This is a genomic window from Alkalibacillus silvisoli (assembly GCF_039521975.1).
In the GTDB taxonomy this organism is placed as follows: Bacteria; Bacillota; Bacilli; order Bacillales; family Alkalibacillaceae; genus Alkalibacillus; species Alkalibacillus silvisoli.
Map to the genome: position 1 here is coordinate 190,134 of NZ_BAAACZ010000018.1, position 25,158 is coordinate 215,291.

Annotated in this window: 23 protein-coding genes; 16 read left to right on the plus strand and 7 right to left on the minus strand. The window is 38.1% G+C overall.

All coding sequences use genetic code 11. The annotated features are described in order from the left end of the window. Positions 1–37 precede the first annotated feature (37 nt). Complete coding sequence (gene cysK / locus ABDZ63_RS11760) at positions 38–973, minus strand: cysteine synthase A (protein ID WP_343783716.1); 936 nt, start codon at positions 971–973, stop codon at positions 38–40. Between the two features lie 80 nt (positions 974–1,053). Next, on the minus strand, positions 1,054–3,039 hold the full coding sequence (locus ABDZ63_RS11765; protein ID WP_343783717.1) for a PAS domain-containing protein: 1,986 nt from the start codon (positions 3,037–3,039) through the stop codon (positions 1,054–1,056). Positions 3,040–3,139: 100 nt separating this feature from the next. On the opposite strand from ABDZ63_RS11765, the gene kynA reads away from it, so the two are divergent. The 3 genes from kynA to ABDZ63_RS11780 all read left to right on the plus strand — a co-directional run bounded on the left by kynA (position 3,140) and on the right by ABDZ63_RS11780 (position 6,178). After that, entirely contained in the window at positions 3,140–3,967 is an 828-nt protein-coding gene (gene kynA / locus ABDZ63_RS11770; protein ID WP_343783718.1) for a tryptophan 2,3-dioxygenase, read from the plus strand. A 472-nt stretch (positions 3,968–4,439) separates the two neighbouring features. Then, positions 4,440–4,892 (plus strand): helix-turn-helix domain-containing protein, encoded by a 453-nt coding sequence (locus ABDZ63_RS11775; RefSeq protein ID WP_343783719.1) that lies wholly within the window; start codon positions 4,440–4,442, stop codon positions 4,890–4,892. A gap of 92 nt (positions 4,893–4,984) precedes the next feature. Next, complete coding sequence (locus ABDZ63_RS11780; protein WP_343783720.1) at positions 4,985–6,178, plus strand: DUF418 domain-containing protein; 1,194 nt, start codon at positions 4,985–4,987, stop codon at positions 6,176–6,178. A gap of 290 nt (positions 6,179–6,468) precedes the next feature. Here the strand turns inward: ABDZ63_RS11780 and kynB are convergent, their stop codons facing one another. Continuing rightward, positions 6,469–7,089 carry an arylformamidase gene (kynB, locus tag ABDZ63_RS11785; RefSeq protein WP_343783721.1) on the minus strand — a complete coding sequence of 207 codons (621 nt, stop codon included), beginning with the start codon at positions 7,087–7,089 and terminating at the stop codon, positions 6,469–6,471. Positions 7,090–7,099: 10 nt separating this feature from the next. Then, positions 7,100–8,374: a kynureninase gene (gene kynU / locus ABDZ63_RS11790; protein ID WP_343783722.1), complete on the minus strand. Its 1,275-nt coding sequence runs from the start codon at positions 8,372–8,374 to the stop codon at positions 7,100–7,102. Between the two features lie 96 nt (positions 8,375–8,470). Here kynU and ABDZ63_RS11795 point away from each other — a divergent pair, with 96 nt between their 5' ends. The 8 genes from ABDZ63_RS11795 (at position 8,471) to ABDZ63_RS11830 (ending at position 15,449) form a co-directional block, all read left to right on the plus strand. Continuing rightward, positions 8,471–9,019, plus strand: a complete 549-nt coding sequence (locus tag ABDZ63_RS11795) for a flavin reductase family protein (protein ID WP_343783723.1) — start codon at positions 8,471–8,473, stop codon at positions 9,017–9,019. Between the two features lie 28 nt (positions 9,020–9,047). Further along, positions 9,048–9,644 (plus strand): anthranilate synthase component II, encoded by a 597-nt coding sequence (locus ABDZ63_RS11800; RefSeq protein ID WP_343783724.1) that lies wholly within the window; start codon positions 9,048–9,050, stop codon positions 9,642–9,644. Continuing rightward, positions 9,637–11,373 (plus strand): aminodeoxychorismate synthase component I, encoded by a 1,737-nt coding sequence (gene pabB / locus ABDZ63_RS11805; protein ID WP_343783725.1) that lies wholly within the window; start codon positions 9,637–9,639, stop codon positions 11,371–11,373. The genes ABDZ63_RS11800 and pabB overlap by 8 nt, the downstream gene beginning before the upstream one ends. Before the next feature lie 14 nt (positions 11,374–11,387). Continuing rightward, positions 11,388–12,338, plus strand: a complete 951-nt coding sequence (locus ABDZ63_RS11810) for an alpha/beta hydrolase (protein WP_343783726.1) — start codon at positions 11,388–11,390, stop codon at positions 12,336–12,338. Positions 12,339–12,455: 117 nt separating this feature from the next. After that, positions 12,456–12,986: a LysM peptidoglycan-binding domain-containing protein gene (locus ABDZ63_RS11815; protein WP_343783727.1), complete on the plus strand. Its 531-nt coding sequence runs from the start codon at positions 12,456–12,458 to the stop codon at positions 12,984–12,986. A 152-nt stretch (positions 12,987–13,138) separates the two neighbouring features. Beyond that, complete coding sequence (locus ABDZ63_RS11820) at positions 13,139–13,702, plus strand: thioredoxin family protein (protein ID WP_343783728.1); 564 nt, start codon at positions 13,139–13,141, stop codon at positions 13,700–13,702. 60 nt (positions 13,703–13,762) lie between these two features. Next, entirely contained in the window at positions 13,763–14,788 is a 1,026-nt protein-coding gene (locus tag ABDZ63_RS11825) for a threonine aldolase family protein (protein ID WP_343783729.1), read from the plus strand. A gap of 46 nt (positions 14,789–14,834) precedes the next feature. Beyond that, a complete protein-coding gene (locus tag ABDZ63_RS11830; protein ID WP_343783730.1) occupies positions 14,835–15,449 on the plus strand; it encodes a lytic transglycosylase domain-containing protein in 615 nt (204 codons plus the stop codon). 72 nt (positions 15,450–15,521) lie between these two features. Here ABDZ63_RS11830 and megL read toward each other — a convergent pair whose 3' ends face one another. Both megL and rarD read right to left on the minus strand, forming a co-directional pair. Further along, positions 15,522–16,697: a methionine gamma-lyase gene (gene megL, locus ABDZ63_RS11835; RefSeq protein ID WP_343783731.1), complete on the minus strand. Its 1,176-nt coding sequence runs from the start codon at positions 16,695–16,697 to the stop codon at positions 15,522–15,524. 127 nt (positions 16,698–16,824) lie between these two features. Next, complete coding sequence (rarD, locus tag ABDZ63_RS11840; RefSeq protein WP_343783732.1) at positions 16,825–17,715, minus strand: EamA family transporter RarD; 891 nt, start codon at positions 17,713–17,715, stop codon at positions 16,825–16,827. 159 nt (positions 17,716–17,874) lie between these two features. On the opposite strand from rarD, the gene ABDZ63_RS11845 reads away from it, so the two are divergent. From ABDZ63_RS11845 to typA, 5 genes are all read left to right on the plus strand, one after another. Continuing rightward, positions 17,875–18,165: a HesB/YadR/YfhF family protein gene (locus tag ABDZ63_RS11845; RefSeq protein ID WP_343783733.1), complete on the plus strand. Its 291-nt coding sequence runs from the start codon at positions 17,875–17,877 to the stop codon at positions 18,163–18,165. Between the two features lie 15 nt (positions 18,166–18,180). Further along, a complete protein-coding gene (locus tag ABDZ63_RS11850; protein WP_343783734.1) occupies positions 18,181–18,624 on the plus strand; it encodes a hypothetical protein in 444 nt (147 codons plus the stop codon). 135 nt (positions 18,625–18,759) lie between these two features. Next, entirely contained in the window at positions 18,760–19,767 is a 1,008-nt protein-coding gene (locus tag ABDZ63_RS11855) for an ArsR/SmtB family transcription factor (RefSeq protein ID WP_343783735.1), read from the plus strand. A 4-nt stretch (positions 19,768–19,771) separates the two neighbouring features. After that, complete coding sequence (locus tag ABDZ63_RS11860; protein WP_425541988.1) at positions 19,772–21,013, plus strand: MFS transporter; 1,242 nt, start codon at positions 19,772–19,774, stop codon at positions 21,011–21,013. Positions 21,014–21,105: 92 nt separating this feature from the next. Next, positions 21,106–22,935 (plus strand): translational GTPase TypA, encoded by a 1,830-nt coding sequence (gene typA / locus ABDZ63_RS11865; protein WP_343783737.1) that lies wholly within the window; start codon positions 21,106–21,108, stop codon positions 22,933–22,935. Positions 22,936–23,156: 221 nt separating this feature from the next. On the opposite strand, the gene ABDZ63_RS11870 is transcribed toward typA, so the two are convergent. Further along, positions 23,157–24,902, minus strand: a complete 1,746-nt coding sequence (locus ABDZ63_RS11870; RefSeq protein WP_343783738.1) for a glutathione ABC transporter substrate-binding protein — start codon at positions 24,900–24,902, stop codon at positions 23,157–23,159. Positions 24,903–25,158: the final 256 nt, after the last annotated feature.

Consider the following 25,158-nt stretch of genomic DNA (forward strand, 5'->3'; position numbering starts at 1 on the left):
CACGAATTTATCAGCGCTCGCTCAAGTTCATCAGCGTCTACTTTTCAAAGTCAAATAGATCGCCGGATAAGTATCGTTCGCCTGAGTCTGGGATAATGGCTACAACGACTTCGCCTGGTTGCTTACGTTTAGCTACTTCGATGGCGGCATAACACGAAGCACCAGCAGAAGTACCGACTAATATTCCTTCTTCTCGTGCTAAGCGGCGTGCTACAGTATAGGCTTGATCGTCTTCGATGCGGAATATCTCATCATAGATCTCTTGGTTTAAAATATCTGGAACAAATCCTGGACTTGTTCCAACGAGTTTGTGTTTACCTGGTTTTCCACCTGATAAAACAGGGCTTCCTGCAGGTTCAACTACGTGTACGGATAAGTCCTTATATTCCTTTTTAAGTTCTTCACCAGTACCCGTAATCGTACCACCCGTTCCAGATGTTGCAACGAAAGCTGATAAAGGTTTTCCTAGTTCCTCCATAGCTTTAATTATTTCGTTCGCTGTCGTGTTTCGGTGGGCATCTGAGTTCGCTTCATTTTCAAATTGCATGGGCATAAAGCTATTTGGAATTTCGTCTAAAAGCTCTTTGGCACGACGGATTGCTCCTGGCATTTTCTCATCACCCGGTGTTAACTCAACTTGTGCCCCATATGCTTGAAGTAGGTTGATTCTTTCTTTAGTCATCGTATCAGGCATAACTAAAACCGCTTTATAACCACGCGCTGCAGCATTCATTGCAAGACCAATGCCTGTATTACCACTTGTTGGTTCAATAATTGTTGAGCCGGCTTTTAAATGACCAGCACTTTCAGCCTCAACAATCATATTGTAAGCCGCTCTGTCCTTAACACTTCCACTTGGGTTAAAAAATTCAAGCTTTAAATAAATATCAGCACCGTTAGCTGGGTTAAGTTTGTTTAACTTGACTAGCGGGGTTTCACCGATTAATTCTGCTATATTATTTACAACACGCATGTCTTCACATCCTTTATTAATCTTAAATCTATTCCCTAGTTTACCAATTGGAATTAGCTAAATTCAACAAGAACCTCTTGTCATTGCAATTGCAAGCAAATAGCTGTTGCATCATCTTTACGGAGTTGTGTTTCTGATATAGTACTTAGTAAGCTATAAAATTGTTCAAAGTTGTTAGGTAACCTCTCTAAGTTAAGTTCATCATAAAGCCCATCAGTCATAAGGTATAACGCGTCACCGGAACTTAGTTTTAATTTATGCTCTTTAAATTCCATATCGCTTTGTAAACCGATGATTGGACCGTGTACTTTTGCACCAGTCGTTTGTCCATCTTGTTCATATGCGAAAAAATTAATCCCTGCTGCGACATAATGAACCTCACCTGTAGTTAAATCAATATCACAACAGAAGGCGGTTGCGAAATAGGATGATGGAAAGATGGGGATGCAGGCTTTATTAACCCATTCAACCTTTTCTTTAACCGGCATATCCTCCCTTGAAACTTGATGAAATAAAAGATTGATCGTACTAGTTTGCAGTGCTGTTGCGACACCATGACCCATAACATCAACTAAGTAGATAAATAGTCGATTGGACTGTTCATCATAATCATAACCATAGCTATCACCACTGACATATTGGCTCGGTTTGTGAAGAGCTCTTAATGTAAGCTTGTCTGTTTTAAGATTGGGTTGTAGTAATTCTTTTTGTAATTTACCAGCGTACTCTACATCCTTTTGTAATTGCAAACGGTCACGAATGTCTTCACCAATAGCGACAATACCTGACCGTTCTTTATTAGCCCCTTCTAAAGCTAATAAATTCCATTGAAACGGTAAGTGTTCTTTCTTTTTAGTGACAAGAGTAGCTTCGAATGTGAGTTCTCCTTCTTCATAGATGTGATGAAGCTTTTCGTTGAAGTCTTTTATAAGAACATAATCACGTAACGAATGATTAGTTACTTCAGGTAATTTATAGGATGAATATTGCTCTAATCGGTTGTTAGCATTTCTAATGTTTCCATTTTCATCGAGCATAATGATTAACTCTGGCAAAGAATTGAATAAACTATTTTTCTCAAATAATTCTTGCACTAGCCCTTGTTCAATCTTTTTTTGTTTGGTGATGTCGTGTTGTATGGCGATGAAATAATTGATCTCTCCATCGTCATCCGCTACAGGATTAATAAACAGTTCATTCCAGAAAGGATCACCATTTTTCTTGTAGTTTAATACTTCTGTTTGAAGCGGATTATGTGTATTAATCGACGAATGGATGAGGTCAATGGTGTCTTTGTCAGTGTCTGTTCCTTGTAAAAAGTTAAAGCTTTTCCCGATCACTTCATTTTTACTGTAGCCTGTTAGTTCAGAGAAAGCTTGATTAGCATAAATAATTGGGTTATGCGCTTCTTTAGCATCAGTAATAATAATAGATGAAGAAGAGTGTTCAATTCCTGCAGTTAAATAAGCATTTCGTTCAACTAAGCTGTTAATCGAATGTTGTTGCTCTGATAAACTTTGAACTTTTTGTTTAATTTCTATTTCTGATATTGCCCAATTAGCCAGCTTTTCAAGTTGGTTAAATTGTTTTTTTGTAATTTTATTTGGCTTCGAATCTAAAATACAAAGTGAACCGATTATAAGACCATTACTTAATCGTAAAGGTACTCCAGCATAGAAGCTGATCGTTCCATCTTTTACGAATGGATGATCTTGAAATTTAGAGTCTTGACTTGCATCTTCTACCATTAGACGTCTGTCCTCTGTAATTAAATACTGACAAAATGTAAGATCACGTGGTGCGCCTTCTTTTTCTAGGTGTTTTGGTAATCCAGTTGAAGACTTAAACCATTGCCAATCTTCTTCGATAATAGATATGAGTGCGATTTCAACATCGAACATGTCTTTGGCCAATTCTGTAATGTCATCAAACCTTTTTTCACGTTTATGAAAGTCTAAGTTAAGTTTTTGTACCATTTTTAATCGATATTTCTCATATGACGCTTTATTCAATTGTATGTTAGTAGGCTTTAACTTTTCTGTCCATTTTAGTAGTTGCTCCTTCACATCCAATTCCCCCATTAATACTCTTATGCAAATTTTATCATAATTTCTGTCCATATATTGTGGCTATGTTAAGATAAAAGAAAAAAAGGAGCGTTACGTCATGACGTTTGAAAATGAAAAGGGGATCCATACAGATTTTAAAGACCGAATGACTTATGGTGATTATTTAGATTTAGATTCGATTTTAAATAGTCAAAATAGATTATCAGATCACCACGATGAGATGTTGTTTATAGTAATCCACCAAGTTAGTGAACTCTGGATGAAGTTAACGTTGCACGAATTACAGGCAGCTATACAAAAGGTACAAGAAGAGTCATTTCAGCCCGCGTTTAAAATGCTCGCGCGTGTATCAAGTATCCAAAATCAAATCATTAAAGCTTGGGATGTTTTATCTACAATGACACCAAGTGAATACTTAGGCTTCCGCGACCAGCTAGGTCATGCATCAGGCTTTCAATCTTATCAATATAGAATGGTCGAATTTGCATTAGGATACAAGACACCACAGGTTATCAAGATCTATGAAAAAGAACCAGAACTACAGAAGAAATTAATAGAGGCTTATGAAGCACCTGGATTATATGATGTGGCCATACGAGCCTTAGCTAAGGAAGGATTTGAAATTGATGAAGAAGTGCTAAACCGCGATCTGACTAAGACATATGAAGAGAATGAAAGTGTTGAGAGTGCTTGGATTGAAGTCTATAAAGATACGGAGCGTTATTGGAATTTATATCAGTTAGCTGAGAAGTTAGTAGACTTAGAAGATTGGATGCAACAGTGGCGCTTCCGTCATATGAAAACGGTCGAACGAATCATCGGACATAAAAAAGGGACAGGTGGCTCATCAGGGGTCGGTTACTTAAAGCAAGTGCTAGACCACTACTTCTTCCCTGAGCTATGGAATGTGAGATCGAGGTTGTAATTTACACATTAAAATAGAGGCCGAACCAAACTGACAGATTATGGTTAAAATTGCACTAAGATAGGAATGGATACTTTTTCACACGTGAATTTTCTATGAGTTCACGTGTTTTTTTTGAATTAAAGGTTGAATAGAAAATAAGCAAAAAATTAAATTAAGATGAATATGTTTGTGGAAAAACGTACTTAAACTAAAGTGTGTGTCATTAATATAAGTAACACCTGGATACATATGTGGGAAGTGAAGAGGTTCTTCTGCTCAAGATATGAGAGGGGAATTTTGTTAAGCTCTCAGTTGACATTTTTGATAACAATAAAAAGCATTACTTTAAGTGAAGAAACGTTGATGCAACTGGTGGTTGCAGCCTGTTGCAACCATTGTTAGCTTTACTTTTTTTAGTGATTTCAATAGTATTAGTGGCGAACCTGAATAAAATTAATGCTAATGTAGCGAAGAAAAGGTGGTAAATAAAATGATATTTGCCGAGAAACTGAAAAATGAAAGACAGAAAAAAGGATGGTCACAGGAAGGCTTGGCAGAAAAACTATATGTCAGTCGCCAATCTGTTTCAAAGTGGGAAAATGGACAGAATTATCCTAGCATTGAAATAATCATTAATTTGAGTGATTTATTCGGTGTAACTATAGATGAACTCTTGAGAAACGATGAAGAATTAAAAGAAAAAGTCATTCAGGATAGTAAAAAGCTAGCCTATCCAAAAATTAAATTTGTATTTGACATGGTTTGGTTGCTTGGGGCTGCAATCCTACTTATCAAAATTGCATCTCTTGTTTTAAATCATTTTACTGCACTAAATATTCCACTTATGGGTGGTTCCTTCCTATGGAACTTTGGCCCTCTTATTTTAATGATAGGTGGGGCGATTGGATCAAACGAGTTAAAAGATATGTATAAAGAGGAGTAGAAAATCTATCTCTACTTAACATCAGTATAACCTATACCGTACTTGTAATTTGCTGAGGAAGGGCCGGTTGTTAATGGGGGGAAGTTTTCTAATTGAAACACAAAGAAAATATTCAAACAAAACAAAAAAATCGAGCCATAAGAACGTTAATCACGCAGGAAAGGGCTCAAGCACTAGATATCGCTAGGGGATTTATGCTCCTTCTAATCGCCTTGGCTCACGCACCATTACTCTTATTCGGCGCAGAACCTGGCATCATGTCGCAACCTCTTAGCACAAATACAAGTGATAAAGTAATCAACTTTGTCAGCCATTTGTTCATTGAAAACCGCGCTCGTCCTATGTTTGCGTTACTATTCGGCTACGGTATGGTGTTAGTTATTCAACGACAACTGGATAAAGGGACAACAGTTAAAGAAGCAAAACGCTTACTACGTCGTCGAGCATTCTTTTTACTGTTATTTGGCTTTGTACTAGCAGTCATTATAGGAGGTGATGATATTCTTGCGCCATACGGGGTTGCTAGTTTACTCCTAGGGTGGTTGCTTTTACGAGGGTATCGTGCACTTATTAAGGTGTTAATAGGAATAAGTTTATTTTTTTCCCTCTGGTTGCCATTAGGGTGGATGGTAATTGCCCACGATCTGGGTGGATTGACATTAGAAGACGAGTTTTCTTCTGCTTACACTTATTTAAGCATAATGGTTGCAAACTTTGTGAACTTTCCAGTGATAATAGTCTTCGTTCATTTCATGTATCCCATTCTAATTCCTGTTCTTGTAGGAATGTGGGCAGCGCGAAACGAGTTACTAACTAAACCAGACCAGCATCTGAAAAAATTAGTTTGGATATCAATCATAGGAATATTTCTTTCCATCGTAGGTGCTCTCCCATTAGCTACCTATGGCTTACAGCTGTGGGAACCATCCCCACTTATCGCGGGGTTACTTTATGCATGTCATTTGATAACTGGCTTCGCAGGAGGATTCGGTTATGCAGCATTATTCGGTGTAATCGTAGTTGCAATCAAAAACCAAGGAGCTATATCTAAAGCACTTGCAGCTTTAGGGAAAAGATCATTGACCTTCTATATTTTCAACGAAACAATGCTCGTATTTCTCCTATCTCCTGCTTTCATAGGCCTCGGTATGAGATTGACTGCTACTGGAGGAGCGGGAATTGCTGTCCTTATCTGGATGGGAGCTCTAATGATAGCGATCCTATTTGAAAAAGAGCAAATACAAGGTCCTGTTGATAAATTGTTAAGGCATTTGGTGTATAGATAGTGATGTGTTCTCAGTTTAAATCATACACCATCACTTATAAGTGCACGTATTAATGAAGTTCGGGTGCACTGAGCATATAAAGAGATACTTCTCAAATGCTGGTTTGGAGAATTCTAAAGCATTTAGGTAGTTTTTAACTTAGCAAATCGCTCTCCATCATTTTTAAAATAAACGAGGGTGTTAGTTATATAAATTTCAGAATACTAAAGGCGTTTGGATTATACTCCAAACGCCTTTTTTGAGTTCATTTCTTTGTGAACGGAACCTTCTAAAACAGAACGGCACCTATTTTAACTCTTCGTCTTCAATATAGCACGAACAGGCGATCCGTCAGCACCTTCAATTTTTAAAGGTAAAGCCGTTAAGTGGTATAAGCCTGGTTCAACGCCTTCTAAATTAAGCCCCTCTAAAATGTGAATGCTGTTTTTTTCAAATGCGTGGTGTGCATCTAATGTCTTACTTTCAAGTGGATCGACAGAAGGGAGGTCAACACCAATTAACTCCACACCATTCCTTCTAAAAAACTCACCTAAACTTGGATCTATAATGGGGATCTCAGTCGGAAAGTAAGAAGGGTCCTTCCAAGCAGACGTTTTTAAAATGACGCGTCTAACATGCGATAGATCGACTAACTTTAAATCATCTGGTCTAATACGTTCTTTTGTTGACACATCCACTACAAGAACGTCACCAACATACAAATCAAGCGGTAATTGCTCAACGGTTAAGCCACTGTCATTGAAATGATACGGTGCATCAATGTGTGTAGCGGTATGACAGCTCGTTGTGAATTGCCCAACGTTAACAGAACCCGTCTCCTCTTTAGACCAAGTTAACTCGTAAGAAAAAGGTGTATCTCCTGGCCAAGTGGGAGTCTCCTGTTTTAAAGTACGTGAAATATCAATGATCATGTTAATCCTCCTAAGCAATAACGTCGCGTTCGTTTTTATATTGTTTATAGACCTTCTTTTCCATAATTTCCTTTAAAATTTGTACTGTTCGATATACATCGTGATACGATACGTAAAATGCAACCGGTGCAAGGCGAATCACATTCGGAGCACGGAAATCAGGTGTAACATTATAATCTTTTAGTGCTTTACAAACACTCGCAGCCTCATCATGCTCTAAGCACACATGACCACCACGGCGCTCATCTTCTTTAGGATTACCAATTGTAAATCCGTATTCTAATAAATATTTCTCAACTAAATACATTAAGTACGCTGTTGCATGAAGTGACTTTGCTCGGATCTGTTCAATCCCTGCTTCTTCAAATAGTTCTAGTGAGCCAATTAAAGGTGCGACACTTAATACATGTGGTGTACCAATTTGATAAGCACCCGCATCTAAAGCAGGTGTGAAGGTGTGCTCCATATCGAATTGCTTTTCTTTGTTTGAACCGAACCAACCCGTAAGTCCTGGTGTTTTATCGAAATGGTTTTCATGGACAAATAAACCCGCAACACCACCTGGCCCACTATTAACATATTTATAGTGACACCAATAAGCAAAATCAACGCCTGCTTCATGGAAATGGTGTGGAATGACACCAACAGAATGGCAGCCGTCAAAGCCAATTAGTATATTTCGTTCGTGAGCAGCCTTTGTTAACTTCTCAATATTTAATAGTTGACCACTACGGTATAAAACAGTTGGCAGAATGATAAGTGCTACATCATCTGTCATCGCATTGATTAAGTCATCTTCATCAATCGTTCGCCCGTCTCGACTTTTAACGCGAACCAAGTGTTCATCTGGGTCATAACCGTGTAGTTTTAATTGACTTTGTAAAGCATAAATGTCTGATGGGAAGTTTAATTCATCAGCTAAGATCTTCGTTTTATTGCCTTTTGGTTGATAAAACGTACTGACTAGCTGATGTAAATTGGAAGTTGTTGAACCAGTTACGACAACTTCCTCAGGTTTTCCACCGACTAATGACGAAACCTGTTTCCCTAAGTCTTCTGATAAATAAAACCAAGGGTATTCTCCACTCACCCAGCCGCCAATCGCATCATTTTTCCACGCTTCTGTCACGTGATGTAACGATTGTTCAGCTCGTTTTGACATTAATCCGAGTGAGTTGCCATCTAGGTAAATATGGTCGTCTTTTATATAAAATTCATTTTTAAATTGTTTAAGTTGGTCTTGTTGGTCTAATTCATGTGCGAATTGTTCAGTTGGTTTAAACAAAGCAATCCCTCCTCGTACTCAATATATCATAATTGCGGTCATAGTGGTCTAATTTCTGTTAAACTAAAAATAGATAATAACAGGAGGGAAAGCGTGATGAGAAAGCCAACGAACCAAACGGTGATGCACAGCTATCCGGGTATGGTTGCGATTGTTACAACATCTTATAATGGACAAGATAACGTTATGGCAGCAGGCTGGCATTCATATATTTCGTTTCAACCACCGATCTATGGTGTTGCGATTGGGCATGAGCGCCATACATATGAATTAATGAAAAAGTCCGGGCAGTTTGGTGTACATTTTTTGCCGATGGAGAAAGCTCAGTTTATCCAACAAGCCGGCGTGTACTCAGGGGCGAGTACGAATAAGTTTTTTTTAGGTGAAATGGAGTATGATCGTGGTATCACAATTGATGCTCCCATATTAAAAGATGCTTATGTTGCCTATGAATGCCAAGTGATTGATGTCAACAGGTACGGCGATCATGACTGGTTTGTCGGGGATATGACACAGTTTTATCGTGATGATGATTTATTTTTAGATAATGGATTACCTAATGATGAGAAGCTTTCGGTTCCTTTGTACCTTGGGAGTTCTACTTACACGTCTTTAGGAGAAAGAAAGCAGTTTCGAATCGACTAAGAATAACGAGCTATGGTAGGGATGCAAAATGATTGTGATGATCGACCATTATGATTCTTTTACATATAATTTAGTCGACTATTTTGAACAAATGGGAGTGGAGGTGAAAGTCGTTAAACACGACCAAATATCGGTTTCAGAGCTTATGGCGCTAAACCCTGAAGCGGTTATATTCTCACCTGGTCCAGGTAACCCGGATGATGTCTTAAATAGTCTTACTATTTTACAGGCTGTTCAAAATAAATTACCGGTATTAGGTGTGTGTTTAGGCTTTCAAATTGTTGTCCAAGCCTTTGGTGGAATGATTGAGGAAGCTAACGTTCCCATGCACGGGAAAGTCGAATGGGTAGTGCATGATGAGGATCAAATCTATACAGATATTGACTCGCCTACAGCTGTCACGCGTTATCATTCGTTAATTGCTCGTAAAGAAAATATGCCTGATGTACTAAAGATAACAGGACAAACCGACTGCGGTGAAGTTATGAGTGTCAGGCATAAATATTTACCAATTGAAGCGGTGCAATTTCATCCTGAGGCGATTTTAACAACGTATGGTTTAAAAATGATAGAAAACTTTGTAGCAGGACACGGTTTAACGAGGCAGGTGAGTCGTGGTGAGTGATGTTAAGTTAACGTTTCAATTCAAACACCCTTGGCTTAAAAATCATGCGATGCATTTTCGAAATCCGATTACGATTTTACAAGCTGATACGATTGGTGAAGTCAAAACAATCATTAAACAAGCTGAAGATTATTCAAAAAAGGGATATTATGTTGGTGGATTTGTCAGTTATGAAGCAGCGCAGGCCTTCATACCTCATTTACCTTTCCATAGTGTAGAGGAGCTACCTTACGTTTGGTTTGGTGTATTTGAAGAGTCTGCCCAAAAGGGGGAGGTGGCGGTAGATGAAACATTTTTTAATACTGAATGGAAGCCAGACACAGACAAACAAGCTTATGAGAAGGCGATTGAAACGATTCATCATTTAATTTCTAAGGGCATGACATATCAAGTTAATTATACGTTAAGGTTATTAGCGGAGTTAAGTGATGTTGATTCTGAGGCATGGTTTACACAACTCACCCAAGCTCAACAAGCCAATTACACAGCACTCTTACAAATAGGTTCGCATGATCTATTATCCATCTCACCGGAATTATTTTTCGCATCCAATGGTCATACAATTGAAACAAGGCCAATGAAAGGGACGATAAGAAGAGGGCTAACGGTTGAAGAAGATGAAAAGTTGAAACTTCAACTATCTGAATCAGTTAAAGATCGGGCTGAAAATGTGATGATCGTCGACTTGCTAAGAAATGATGTCTCACAAGTTGCAAAAGCAGGAACGATCAATGTGCCTCAATTGTTTACGATTGAGAGTTATCCAACTGTTCACCAAATGACCTCAACAGTGCAGGCGGAGCTGAAAGAGGAAGCAGACCTTGTTGATTTATTTAAAGCTTTGTTTCCATGTGGTTCGATTACAGGTGCACCCAAAAAAAGTACGATGGAGCAAATCTACCATTTAGAAAATAGTCCCCGTGAAGTGTACTGTGGTGCAATTGGTATTCTGACACCAAGAGGCGAAGCGGTTTTTAACGTTCCAATTCGAACCATTATCCACAATAAAGAAACTAATCAAGCTGTGTACGGTGTTGGTGGTGGCATTACGTGGGATTCATCTGCAGAGGGGGAGTATGAGGAGACCGTTGATAAAGCACGTGTTTTATACCGGAAGCCAAAATCATTTAAACTGTTGGAATCGATGCTGTTAAAAGACGGGGTAATCGACCTTGAACAAGAGCATATGAACAGGCTTACTAAGTCAGCGAATTATTTTAATATTAACTTGAATGATCATCCATTAAAAGAAACGTTTAAAGCAATTAAGGCTTACCACCAAGGTGAATATAAAGTACGTTTACTAGTTGATGAAGAAGGTGACATACAATACGAGCTACAAGACATCAGTAATAGGCCGGAATCATTGAAGATAGCTTTAGCACTTGATCCAATTAAAAAAGAGAATGCCTTTTTGTATCATAAAACAACGAATCGAGATGTTTACAACAAGCGAGTACGAGATGATGTAGATGAAACGTTACTTTGGAATGAAGAAGGAATGATTACAGAGTTTACAACGGGAAACTTTGCTTATTTACTAGAAGGTAAATGGTATACACCTCCAGTTAGAGATGGGCTTTTACCCGGGACTTTCCGCGAAAAATTATTAAGTGAAAAACAAATAAGTGAAAGAAGTCTAGCGAAAGATGAGCTTACATCAGTTTGGGAGTTGGCCTTTTTTAATAGTGTTAGAGGGTGGAAACGTGTCCACTTGATTACTGAATAAAGGGGAATGTTAAGTTGAAAAAGAAATTACTCATCATTGTAGGTAGTTTTTTCGTAGTTGTGCTGATTGGATTAACGTTCGCAGGTAATTATTTTTATGATCAAGGAATTAAAAGAGGGACTGAAGTTGAGCTTCATCGTGAGGATGAGGAAGTTAATGTAGCTGCAACTGAACAAAGTCAAATGCTTGTAGATGAGGCGAATGAGTGGTTTGGGGAGCAGGATACAGAAATTGTTGAAATAACAGCTTTTGATGACTTGAATTTAGTGGCACAGTTTATTGAAAATGATTCTGGTGAGAGTAAATCTGTCATCTTGGCTCATGGTTTTAGAAATACGAGTGACAATATGGGTCAATTAGCAAAATTTTACTATGACCAAGGATTTGATATTTTGATACCTGATGCTCGGGGTCACGGTGAAAGTGAGGGCGATTACATTGGTTACGGTTGGCACGATCGACTCGACTATCTTGATTGGATTGATCTGTTGATTGAAGACTATACGACAGAGGAAATCATTTTACACGGGAATTCAATGGGAGCTGCAACGGTTCTTATGACAAGTGGTGAGGAACTACCAGAAGAAGTGCAGGGTATTATTTCTGATAGTGGTTATAGCACGGTAAAAGATGAGCTCGCGCACCAATTGGATCATATATATGGATTACCATCATTCCCTCTACTTGAAGTAACGAGTGTGATAACGAACATTCGAGCTGGTTATACATTAGGTGAAGCTTCCGCTGTAGAGCAAGTGAAAGACAATAACCTTCCATTATTGATTATTCATGGTGAGGATGATGACTTAGTCCCAACAGAGATGGCTTATGAAATTATTGATGCAGCAGGTGGTGAAAACGAGCTGTGGATTGTCCCTGAGGCCGGTCATACGAAGGCATTTGATAATGTAACTGAAGAATTTTATGAGCGTGTAGGTGATTTTGTTGATCGAGTCATAGACTAATCTATTTGAAATCAGTTTTATTTATAAGTGAGATTAATAGATGAACATGTTGAGCCATATCACAACTAACTAGGTATAAACATACTGTAGGTTAGATTATACAAAAGGAGTGGAACGATGTACGATGTTAGACATCCGTTAAATTGCCTTTATGAACAGCAGTATGTTGTGATGCCTAATGATACGTTTTATCACCTAGCTGAACGTTATAACATCGCTGTACTAAGTATAGAACAGGCAAATCCAGGTGTGGGCCCAGAGCGGTTATTTGTTGGTCAGGTGATATGCTTACCGTTGCCCCCATGTGATAACGGATTCCAATATTTGATTAAACCCTACGATACTTTATTCCAAATTGCCCAAATGTACAATGTCACAGTGGAGCATCTTTTAGCAAGGAACCCAGGTGTTAACCCGTATCAACTTCAACTCGGGCAAGTACTTTGTATACCGCCAAGTATAGATGTAGATTGTCCAATGGAACGATTTCATATTGTAAGGCCCGGTGAATCGTTGTATGAATTAGCTGATCGGTTTAACATACCATTAGACTCGCTTGTATCGGCAAATAATCATATTGAAAATCCGGATTACATTGCAATTGGTACGAAATTATGTGTGCCAAGTCCAATGGTTACACCAGACTAAAAGCACCGTCAAAATAGTACTTGAAAGTTCTATTTTGACGGTGTTTTTTAGTAAATATAATTAATAAACAACACGACAATAAACAAGACATTTGCCCTATAGAGGGTTCTTATACATAATTAAACTAACGATGTAAGAAAAGAGGGATAAGCGTGAAAACAGAAGAACAGTATTTTTCAGAAGGAACAACGATTCAAGATTATATGGATGGTATGAGTAAATTAAAAGAAGAGAGTTTTAACGTGTATCACCATCTTCAATTACCGAATGACGGGCTTGTTGAGACGTTAAAAACACAATCACTTCATTTCTTAATCATCACTGAAGACTGGTGTGGTGATGCGATGATGATTAACCCCGTGATCCGACGTTTAGCTGAAGCGGCTGGAGTAGAAGTTAGGGTCGTACTTAGAGATGCGGATACGGAATTGATCGATCGTCATTTAACTAATGGTGGACGAGCTATTCCAATTGTATTAATTTTAAATGATGAAGGGAAGCTAGTTGGGAAATGGGGACCACGCGCCCCTGAAGTTCAACAAATGGTAGATGAGTTTAATGATTCACTTCCATCAAAGGACGACCCAGCCTTTAAAGAGAAACAGAAAGAAATGATTAAGACGTTAACGAGAAGATACACAGAGGACTCGACTCTTTGGACATATGTTTATGAAAGTTTTAAAGAAACGCTCAATGATGTTTCGGTAAAAAAGTAATCTAGTTTTTTCTGTACAACCCAATTAGATGCAATCCTAAAAATGGTGGGGGTGGCTATTATGATTGATTTACGAAGTGATACGGTTACTAAACCGACTCAAGAAATGCGAGAAGCAAGTTTCCATGCTGAAGTTGGCGATGATGTGTATGTTGAAGACCCGACCGTTCAACTACTAGAAGAGAAAGCGGCTGAGATGTTAGGGAAAGAAGCGGCATTGTTTGTGACAAGTGGTGTTCAAGGCAATCAAATTGCGGTATTAGCACATACGCGTCCTGGTAATGAAATTATTTTAGAAGAAGAATCACATTTATTTTACTACGAAGGGGCTGCGATTTCAGCGTTTGCTGGTGTTCAGCCGCGAACAGTTAAAGGTAATCGCGGTGCCATGCATCCAGCTGATGTAGAAGCGGCTATTCGACCTGAGGATGTTCATTTACCAGAAACGGGGTTAATAGTATTAGAAAATACTCACAATCGTGCTGGTGGCGCAGTAATTCCTTTAGAAACAATGAGCGCAACTTATGATTTAGCACAACGTAACCATATTCCAGTTCACTTAGATGGTGCGCGTCTCTTTAACGCTGTTTCAACGTCAGGGATTTCAGCAAAAGAGTATGCAAGCTATACCGATACAGTGCAAATTTGTTTGTCCAAAGGTTTAGGTGCACCGATTGGTTCGATTATTGCTGGTTCTAAAGAATTTATTACTCAGGCAAGGAAATGGCGTAAACGTTTAGGTGGGGGATTAAGGCAAGTGGGAGTAATTGCAGCTCCTGCTATGATTGCTTTAACTGAAATGTCTAAGCGCCTTCATGAAGATCATGGAAATGCGAAAAAGTTAGAACAAGGTATAAAGGAAGCAGGATTTGAATTAGCGTATCCAGTTGAGACGAATATTGTCATTATGGATGTTGCCAACACACCCTTTGATGGGGCGCAAATGGTTGAGAAATTAGGAGAGTCTGGGGTTAAAGCTGTTCAGTTTGGCCCAACACTCGTTCGTTTTGTGACGCACTTTGATATCAATGAGCAAGATATTAACAGAACAATTGAAATCTTAAAATCTATTAAAAGTATGCTATAATAGAACTTAAGATTTGTCAGTTTTTGAAACTTGGGAGTGGAGACTTATGTTTGATTCACGTATGTTTGAAGTTTTGATGAATTATCAAAGATCAGTAAGTGAAAGCCCATTGTTAAATAAACAGAGGCAGCAATCAGGAACACAAGAGGTTTCGTTTCAAAATCTATTTATGAACCAGTTAGGCATTAACCAACAGTCGACAACACCATCAAATTCGTTAATGCTTGATCAATCCCAGCTTGGTCCTGTTGCCAATACACAAATGAATCCGATCAACTTTAATTCGACTGTTTCTAAGTCAGATTATGATGAGATTATTGATACGGTAGCAGAAAAATATAACCTTGATGCTGACTTAATACGTGAAGTGATTCAAACCGAATCAAACTTTAATCCACAAGCTGTAAGTCATGCTGGCGCCCAAGGTTTGATGCAATTGATGCCAGCTACAGCTGAATCACTAGGGGTAAGAAACGCCTTTGACCCCGAAGAGAATATCGAAGGTGGCGCACGATACTTAAGTGATATGCTAAACCGCTATGACGGTGATTTAGAAAAAGCCCTAGCTGCATACAATGCTGGACCTGGGAATGTCGATTATTACGGAGGCGTTCCTCCATTTGAAGAAACACAAAATTATGTAAGACGGATTTTAGGATAATAGATAAAAGGGCTATCCAATTCATGAGGAATGATTGGATAGCCCCTTTTTAATTTGCCCAGTCAAGCAATATTACATATGATCTAAGCTTTGTTTTAAATCGTTCCAAATGTCTTCCCATGCTTCTAATCCACAAGACATGCGAATTAACGAATCAGTAATACCCATTTTAAGGCGGCTTTCTTCTGGGACAACAGCATGTGTCATTGTCTGAGGGTGTTGAATGATCGATTCGGCATCACCTAAACTAACGGCTAATTTAATAAATGAAAGTCGGTTTAAAAAGGCTTGTGCTTCTTCCTTACCACCTTCAATTTCAAAAGCAATAACACCCGCACCTAATTTCATCTGTTTCTTAGCAATTTCATAGTCTGGATTGTTTTGGTCAAATGGATAGTGAACGCTCTTGATTTTAGGATGCGTTTTCAATTGTTCTACCACTTTTTCTGCATTGTAAGAGTGGCGGTCCATTCGAATAGGTAATGTTTTTAAACCTCTTAATAATAGCCAAGCATCAAAAGGTGACAGAATCCCGCCGATATCTTTTTGTGTTGTCATAGCAACTTCGGAAATAAACTCTTCTTTACCTACTAATAACCCAGCTACGACATCTCCATGACCACTAATATACTTAGTTGCACTATGAAGAACAATATCACACCCTAAATCAATTGGGCGTTGTAAGTAGGGTGATGAAAAAGTATTGTCTACAACGACTGGAATGTTGTACTCTTTTGCCACTCGAGCGACCATTTCTAAATCAATAATTTTCATCGTTGGATTAATCGGTGTTTCCACATAAATAAGGGCTGTATGATCTTGAATCGACTCACGTAATGCATCTTCTGACTCCATTAAGCTAAAGTCAGACTGAATATTATATTTATCCCTCATAATTTCTAGTAAACCAAACGTACAGCCATATAGACCTTGAGAACATAAAATGTGATCATTAGCTTTTGTTAAAGCGATTAATGTAGCAGATACAGCTGCCATTCCAGATGAGAATGCGAGGCCAGCTTCAGCGTTTTCTAAGGAAGCTATGCGCTCTTCTAAATGACGAACAGTTGGGTTTCCTAATCGAGAATAAACAAACCCACTGTCTTCACCCAGAAAGCGTTTTTCCCCTTGTTCAGCGTTTGCGAATGTGTAAGTTGAAGTTTGATAGATTGGTGTTGATAAACTATCGAAGTGCTCCTTTGAATCATAACCATGATGAATTACATCTGTTTCAAATTTTTTTGACATTAGATGCCCTCCTCTTACCCCTTTTTCCTTATTGTAACATAATATATGAAAGCGCTTTCTAAAATGAAGAAAAAATTTAAAAATAGCTAAAGTAGATATGTTCTACTACTTTAGCTATAGACTAATTCTAATGAACGTGTGATTTTAACTGCTTAACGCGTTCATAAGTATATAAGATTAATCCCACCCAAATAAGGGTAAAGGTAATAGCATGGACTGATGTAAAGGGTTCGTTGAATAGGAAAACCCCAAGTAAAAGCATGATGGTTGGTGCTATATATTGTAAAAATCCAATCAGCGACAATGGAATTCGCTTTACGCCTTGTGCGAACAATAAAAGCGGAATGGCAGTAGCCAACCCAGTACCAATTAATAATAAGCCAACTAAAGAGACACTCATTGCTCCATTATTAACCCATTCAAGATGGGCAATGTAGATGAACGCAACGGGTAATACAATTAGCGTTTCGATTGCTAAGCCGAATATTGCATCCAGTTTAACTATTTTTTTCAATAACCCGTAGATCGCAAATGATACAGCAAGAAGTAATGCAGCCCAAGGAACATCGCCAAAGTTGTATGTCATGTATCCGACACCCGTCAATGCCAGTGTAATCGCAATCCATTGCAGTTTTGTGAACCTTTCTTGTAAAAAAATAAATCCAAATAAAACACTTATTAACGGGTTTATATAATAACCTAAACTAGCATCTAACACGCGCTCTGAGTTAACTGCCCATATGTATGTGACCCAATTAATGCTAATGACAATTGAGGCGGCAGAAATACCTAAGGCAGTTTTCCAATCTGTGAAGATCATACGGCACTCTGCCATAAACAAATGCCAGCGCCTAATAATTAATATAAAAGCCATCATAAATACAAAGGACCATAAAATCCGGTGAGCTAAAATCTCCCATGAAGGTACGAACTCTAACACCTTCCAGTAAAGGGGTAAAAATCCCCAAAGCAAATAGGCGAAAGTCGCATAAAGCGTTCCAATTCTTTCGTTGTTCAACTAGTTTCCCCCTTTACTCTTCTAAAGAATTTATAGTATTTTAAAAATTTTACGACAATGGAAGGAATTTTTCAATATTATTATAAAAGTATTATTAGTTGTTGTGTATTAACACTTTCGATACACTAAATTTAAGAGAAATAAGGAGGCCGAGACATTATGAATATACATGTAACTGATCAAGCAGTAGATTGGTTTATGGATGAGATGGACCTTGAACAAGGAGATGCTGTTCGATTTTTCCCTAAATATGGTGGGACTTGTTCATTTCAAAAAGGATTCTCAATCGGTATGGCGATTGGAAGTACTGAAGAGCCAGAAGTTGAAACAGAGAAAAAAGGAATTGCCTTTCAAGTTGATGAGAAAGATGTTTGGTTTTTTGGTGAGAAAGACTTATATATTGGCCTTAAAGATGGAGAAGTTGAATATTCAGATCAACCAGTAGAGTAAAGAGGGGATGTCGATATGGGATGGACGCGAGAGGAAGCATTTGATTTCTTAAAAACCGTGTATACAGATGATGTCATGCAACAAGAAAAGCGCCGTGTCTTTAAGCAATTAAACCGCCAATTATATGAACGTTTAGATGATTTAGCAATTAATAACGCTTTGTCTGATCAAGTTGAAAAGCAGCTAAAATTGTTTAAGGATTTTACATTTATGCCTGGAGATAATATCTTTCAATCCATGCGTTATTTGTTCTTACTAGCACGTGGTGAAAAAGAAGTCGATCGACAAACGACCAGAAGCCATTTAGATCGCATTTACAACTCATTGTTTAAAGCAGCAGGAATTAAAAACCCAACAATTCCCGATCACTTTTGGCAAACGCCTATTGGCATTGCATGTATGATTGCAGAAGATGGAGTTGAAGCGGTATATCCAATATTAGATGAAATGGTTGAGTAGCACTTCCTTGTAGGGAGTGTTATTTATTTTGGTTGATCTTTTCATTATGATCGAATATGTATTTTGACTTATATTAAAATAAGATGTAAACTTTGATTAACAAGTACATACAATATATATCGAAAGGTTGATTCAATGAATATGAAATATGAGGTCAAACTACAAAAGCTAGCAGACTTTCTCGCCTTTTTATTCCGAGTAGCGAATGTCGGAAAGGGTGAAGAAGAGGATAAATACCAATCCTTAGTTAAAGGAAGTGATGTTGAAAATTGGGTCGAGAACGTTTATGACTCAATATCAAATGAAGAGAAAAAGGAGCTACAGGTCTTCTTTCAAAAGGATAGTCATATTGCGGTTTCATTACTGCCTTATTTGTATAGTCGTGATGCTTTAACATCAATTGAGAAATTACAAGGAACAATCCTAGGCATGGATGAACAACAACTCGTTAGAGAAATAATCAAAACAAGCTATGAAGACGATTCGATTAAAAGTTTACCTGTTATGGAGAGAATAAAACATTTAACTATTCCAGAAGAAGAAAAGTGGAAAATGATTTATTTTGCTCATCACCCAAATGAAGTTAAACAGAGGTTAAGTCTATTATTAAAGCAAATGTATGAGCGCAATTATATGAATGATGAAAAGCAAGTATTACAGGAATTAGAACAAAGCATAGACGTACTCAAACAAAATGAATATCAATCGTTTATACATGAATTAGCGTCACAACATACTACCTGGAACGATAGAAAGCGGTTAATTGTTGTACCCTCTTATTCTCTTAATGTTGGTTTTATTAGTCATGACGAAGCGGATTTTAATTTATTAATTGTTGGTTTAAAAAGATTTAATGTAATTCGTAAAATGCGAGATGATAAAGAGGTACTAGAGCTTTTAAAGATTTTAACTGATGAACGTCGTTTTAATATGCTAAGACTTCTAAAAAGGCGGGCGCACTATGGATATGAGATTGCACAATCATTAGGGATATCAAACTCAACTGTATCTCACCATTTAGCTATTTTGCTTAATCATGGATTTGTTCAGTCAAGTAGGGATGAAAACAAAGTCTATTATTCGATTAATCAAGGCGAGGTGAAATCTGTGATTCGAGAGTTAGAAAATTTATTCTTAATGTGAGGGGATGGGGAATTTGGCAGAAGTTAGTGGGGAAAGTCATGCACCATTATTTCGAAATCGATCGTTCATTTTATTCTTTTTAACCTTTTTCGCATCAAGTTTGAGTGTTGCTTTCTTTTTGTTTACAGTAAATTGGTATGTTGTCGATTATTTAAGGTTAGAAGTGATGTTAGGAATTGTTTTTTTCGCAACTTCGATTCCTAGGCTATTGTTTATGTTAATTGGTGGTGCAATTGCTGATCGTGTCAACAAAGCGACTGTCATGTTGGTATCTGATTTTACGAAAGCAGTTTTGTTATTAGCTGTAATCGGCCTGCTAGTTTTTGATTTACTATCGATATGGGTATTAGTCGGCTTAGCGTTTTTGTTTGGTTTGCTGGATGCGTTCTTTTGGCCTGCTAGTTCATCATTATTCCCAAGTATAGTAGATAGAGAACAACTAACAAGAGCAAACGCAATTGTCCAAACAACACAACGTTCTTCTATTATCGTAGGGCCATTATTAGCAGGTTTAGTTATTGGGTTTGGAAGTTATGAGTTAATGTTTGGAATAGTTAGCCTAATGTTACTGATTGCTGCAGTGATAGACATGTTTTTAAGAAGAAATGTAAATAAAGATATCGAATTAGAGCAGGCGTCTATATGGGGTGCTATTACAGACGGTATTCGGTATGTTAAACAATCATCATTTCTCCTAACGTTAATGCTAACATCTGTTTCGCTAAACTTATTTTTAAGTGGACCGATGCAAGTGGGTTTACCGATTTTCGCTCGTAATGTTCTAGATGGAGATGAGTTCACTTATAGCTTATTGAGTGGTTTATTAGGAGTAGGTATGCTAATTGGGGCAATCATAGTTGGAATAATAAATATAAAAAGAAGAAGAGGGCTTGTCTCGTTAGGGGGCATTATGGCATTAGGGGTGTTTATGGTAAGCTTTAGCTTAACTGGAGAACTTTGGCTTAGCTTATTGTTTATAGGTTTAGTTGGATTAACTATGGCAATCATTGATGTACCATTAATTTCTGCTATTCAAGCCCATACTGATGAGGAGTATCTAGGGAGAATGATGAGCTTAATTTCGTTTTCATCGATGGGCTTATTGCCTGTTTCGTTTTTATTAACTTCAATGTTTATTTCACTAGGGTTTGCGATTGAAGAAATAATATTTGTTGCTTCATGCTGTTTGTTAATGGTCGGTTTAATTGTGGTCATTTTCACAAAATCCATTAGACAAATTGATTAATTAAGATACTTTTGATTAAAACTATACACTAAGGCTGAACTAATATATAATAACAAAGGCAGAAAATTTTAGTTAGAGAATGGAGCGTTTCTATGCAAGAGCACAAAGATATTCGTAACATCGCCATTATTGCGCACGTTGACCACGGTAAAACGACATTAGTTGACCAAATGTTACACTACTCTGGTACGTTTCGCGATAATGAAAACGTTGATGAACGTGTGATGGATACGGATGATTTAGAGAAGGAACGCGGGATTACGATCCTCGCGAAAAATACAGCTATAAATTACGGAGATGCCCGTATTAACATTTTAGATACTCCAGGACACGCCGACTTTGGTGGTGAAGTTGAGCGTATTATGAAAATGGTAGATGGTGTCTTATTAGTCGTAGACGCGTATGAAGGTTGTATGCCACAGACGCGTTTTGTTTTGAAGAAAGCTTTAGAGCAAAACTTAAAGCCAATGGTTGTTTTGAATAAAATTGACCGTCCGAATGCCCGTCCTGAGGAAGTCGTTGATGAAGTGTTAGATTTATTTATCGAGCTTGGTGCTGATGATGAGCAGTTAGAGTTCCCAGTTGCTTATGCTTCAGCATTACAAGGAACTTCAGGGTATGAAGCAGAAGAGCAAAATGAAACGATGGATCCGATTTTTGAAACGATCTTAAAGCATATTCCGCAACCAGATAAGCTTAAAGATGAACCACTGCAATTCCAAGTCACGCTACTAGACTATAATGATTACGTTGGGCGTATTGGTGTTGGTCGTGTATACCGAGGTAAGATGAAAGTCGGTGACCAAGTCGCTTTAATGAAAAAAGACGGCTCAGTTAAAAATCATCGTATTACGAAGCTGTTTGGATTTATCGGCTTAAAACGTGTTGAAATTAATGAAGCTGAAGCTGGTGATATTGTAGCGGTTTCTGGTATGGAGGACTTAAACGTAGGGGAGACAGTTTGTGATGTGAATGATCCTGACCCACTTCCAATACCAAGAATCGATGAACCGACTTTACAAATGAGGTTTGTTGTTAATAACAGTCCATTTGCTGGTAAAGAAGGGGACTATATAACAGCAAGAAAAATAGAAGAACGCCTATTAACACAGCTTGAAACAGACGTTAGTTTACGTGTAGAAGAAACAGAAACACCTGATGCGTGGATTGTATCAGGACGCGGTGAACTTCATTTATCAATTTTAATTGAAAACATGCGTCGTGAAGGTTATGAGCTACAAATATCTAAACCGCAAGTTATTATTCAAGAAATTGATGGTGTGAAGTGTGAGCCGTATGAGCGTGTCCAAGTCGATGTTCCAGAAGATTATACAGGTCCAGTTATGGAATCATTAGGAGCTCGTAAAGGTGAAATGCTTGATATGATTAACCATGGAAACGGTCAAGTAAGATTAGAGTTCAAAGTCCCTTCTCGTGGTTTAATCGGTTACGCGACAGAATTCATGTCACAAACACGTGGTTATGGGATTATTAACCACTCATTTGATGCTTATGAGCCGGTTGCACAAGGTTCAGTTGGCGGGCGTCGTCAAGGTGTATTAGTTGCTCAAGAAAAAGGAAAAGCAACACCATATAGTATTATGGCCCTTGAAGACCGTGGCGTGATCTTCATTGAACCTGGAACAGAGGTTTACGAAGGTATGATTGTTGGTGAACATAATCGTGAGAATGACCTAACAGTTAACATTACGAAAGAAAAAGCTTTAACAAACGTTCGTTCAGCGACAAAAGATAATACCGTCACTTTAAAAGGTACTCGTAAATTAACGCTAGAAGAGGCAATCGAGTATTTAGATGACGATGAGTATTGTGAAGTAACACCTGAGTCGATCCGTTTACGTAAGAAGATCTTAAATAAGAGTGAACGCGAACGCCAACAGAAAAAAGCGAAGTATTCATAATACAAAAAAGAGCTATGAGGCTGATCAGCCTCATAGCTCTTTTTTGATCAAAGCGAGAGGCTCAAAAATCAAAGCGAGAGGCTCAAAAATCAAAGCGAGAGGCTCAAAAATCAAAGCGAGAGGCTCAAAAATCAAAGCGAGAGGCTCAAAAATCAAAGCGAGAGGCTCAAATCAAACATAAAAAAGGCTGGCGCAATGCCAGCCTTTTTAATAGTTAAAGATTACTCGTTAAGAGTGATATCTTTAAGCTGATAGATACCTAATGCGTCAACTGAGAATCCTTCTACTTCGCTTCTTACACCAGTGATATAGTTTTGGTGGTGAACGTAAAGCATAGGAGCTAGATCAGTTAATAGCTCTTGAGCTTCAGTATAGATCTCTTGACGTGCATCTGGATCTGCTTCACGACGACCTTGATCTAATAGCTCATCTAGCTCATCATCAGCAATGAATGAACGGTTACCAGTAGAGCCGTGTGCGCTAGAGTGGAATAAAGCGTATAGACCATAGTCAGCATCAGCTGTTACTGTTGACCAACCTAGAATGAACATATCGTGTTCACCGTCAGCTGTACGATCTAGGTAAGTACCCCATTCTAGCTGATTAATTTCTACGTCAATGTCAAATTCAGATAGAGCATCTTGAACATAAGTTGCAATTTCAACACGTTGCTCATCGTCATTTGTCCATATAGTTGTTTCGAAACCATCACCATATCCAGCTTCATCAAGTAATTCTTGAGCACGTTCAGGGTCATAGCCTAGACCACTAACGTTCTCGTCATAACCAAAAACGTCTGGAGCTAGTGGTCCTAAGGCTGGTGTACCAATGCCTTCATAGATACCTTCGATAATCGCTTCTTGGTCAATTGCTAAGTTAATCGCTTCACGTACTTTTGGATCATCAAATGGTTCTCTTTCAACGTTGAATGAAACGTAAGATAAACTAACTGATTCTTGTTCGTTTACGAATGTTTCTTCATCTTCGTCAACACGCTCATAGTCAGTGGGCTGAATTGGATCTGCGATATGAGCATATCCAGTTTCTAGCTCTGCTAGACGTGCACCAATTTCAGGAACTTCTTTGAAAGTTACTGCTCCTGGAAGTGCATTTTCACCCCAGTAGTCTTCAAAGCGTACTAATGTTGTTTCTTCACCAGTGATACGTTCTTCTAATTCAAAGAACCCAGTACCATATGGATTACTTGCTACATGAGTACCAACATACTCAGAGATTTCACCATAAACCTCTTCATACTCTTCTCCGCCTTCAGTGCGTAAGTCATAATACTCTTCAACTGATAAGTCAACATCAGCTTCTTCTAAAGCCTGCTCATAGTCACTGTTAATCGCTTCTTCACTAATCATACCACCTGCATCATGCGCTAAGTGAGATAGTAAAGGTGCGAATGGGTATTCAGTTGTAATATGAACTTCATGATCACCTTCAACTGAAATTTCTTCGATCATCTCATACAAGAAATCACGAGGAGATGCTAGTGCAGGGTCCTTCACACGTTCTAAGTTCGCCTTAACTGAAGATGCAGTGAATTCACTGCCATCGTGGAACTCTACACCTTCTTGTAGTGTGAATGCCCAGGTAGTATCGTCTATTTGCTCCCAATCGGTTGCAAGACCTTCAACAATTTCCATATCATCATCTTGCTTAACTAAAGTTTCAAAAATGTTACTACGTACGTTACTTGAAGGAACATCGTTATCGCCATGTGGATCTAATGAAACAGCGTCTGAAGAGACTGCAAGAACAATATGGTCTCCATCTGCATCAACGTCAGCATCTAAATCTTCATCTGCGTCGCCTTCACCATCACCAGCTTCTTCACCTGCATCTGGATCCTCATCAGTACCAGTATCATCATCACCAGTACCATCACCAGCACAAGCAGCTAAAAACAATGAAAAAACTAGCAACACGGCTAATAGCCAAAGTGTCTTATTTGATTTCATGCTTGTTTTACCCCCTTGGTAATTTATGTTTCGAGCACCCGATTTTTTAGGTAGGCCCTCAAAAATAATATAAATCATTTTCAAACTATTAGCAAGGTTTTATTTTGTCAAAAATCATAAGCTCCTCTAATAAATAATAATATATATAATGGTAGAAATAGTTGTTATAATTTTAGAATTCAATATTGTTAAGCAATTCAGAAAAGACTTAATTTGGAGTAAATTGTTGTAATGTTGAATTTATCCGTTTATGATA

Excerpts from the sequence above, each read along its gene's own strand:
- cysK (WP_343783716.1), bottom strand. The coding sequence starts at position 973 with ATGCGTGTTGTAAATAATATAGCAGAATTAATCGGTGAAACCCCGCTA.
- kynA (WP_343783718.1), top strand. The coding sequence starts at position 3,140 with ATGACGTTTGAAAATGAAAAGGGGATCCATACAGATTTTAAAGACCGA.
- ABDZ63_RS11775 (WP_343783719.1), top strand. The coding sequence starts at position 4,440 with ATGATATTTGCCGAGAAACTGAAAAATGAAAGACAGAAAAAAGGATGG.
- kynB (WP_343783721.1), bottom strand. The coding sequence starts at position 7,089 with ATGATCATTGATATTTCACGTACTTTAAAACAGGAGACTCCCACTTGG.
- ABDZ63_RS11795 (WP_343783723.1), top strand. The coding sequence starts at position 8,471 with ATGAGAAAGCCAACGAACCAAACGGTGATGCACAGCTATCCGGGTATG.
- ABDZ63_RS11800 (WP_343783724.1), top strand. The coding sequence starts at position 9,048 with ATGATTGTGATGATCGACCATTATGATTCTTTTACATATAATTTAGTC.
- ABDZ63_RS11815 (WP_343783727.1), top strand. The coding sequence starts at position 12,456 with ATGTACGATGTTAGACATCCGTTAAATTGCCTTTATGAACAGCAGTAT.
- ABDZ63_RS11825 (WP_343783729.1), top strand. The coding sequence starts at position 13,763 with ATGATTGATTTACGAAGTGATACGGTTACTAAACCGACTCAAGAAATG.
- ABDZ63_RS11830 (WP_343783730.1), top strand. The coding sequence starts at position 14,835 with ATGTTTGATTCACGTATGTTTGAAGTTTTGATGAATTATCAAAGATCA.
- megL (WP_343783731.1), bottom strand. The coding sequence starts at position 16,697 with ATGTCAAAAAAATTTGAAACAGATGTAATTCATCATGGTTATGATTCA.
- ABDZ63_RS11845 (WP_343783733.1), top strand. The coding sequence starts at position 17,875 with ATGAATATACATGTAACTGATCAAGCAGTAGATTGGTTTATGGATGAG.
- ABDZ63_RS11850 (WP_343783734.1), top strand. The coding sequence starts at position 18,181 with ATGGGATGGACGCGAGAGGAAGCATTTGATTTCTTAAAAACCGTGTAT.
- ABDZ63_RS11855 (WP_343783735.1), top strand. The coding sequence starts at position 18,760 with ATGAATATGAAATATGAGGTCAAACTACAAAAGCTAGCAGACTTTCTC.
- ABDZ63_RS11860 (WP_425541988.1), top strand. The coding sequence starts at position 19,772 with ATGGGGAATTTGGCAGAAGTTAGTGGGGAAAGTCATGCACCATTATTT.
- typA (WP_343783737.1), top strand. The coding sequence starts at position 21,106 with ATGCAAGAGCACAAAGATATTCGTAACATCGCCATTATTGCGCACGTT.
- ABDZ63_RS11870 (WP_343783738.1), bottom strand. The coding sequence starts at position 24,902 with ATGAAATCAAATAAGACACTTTGGCTATTAGCCGTGTTGCTAGTTTTT.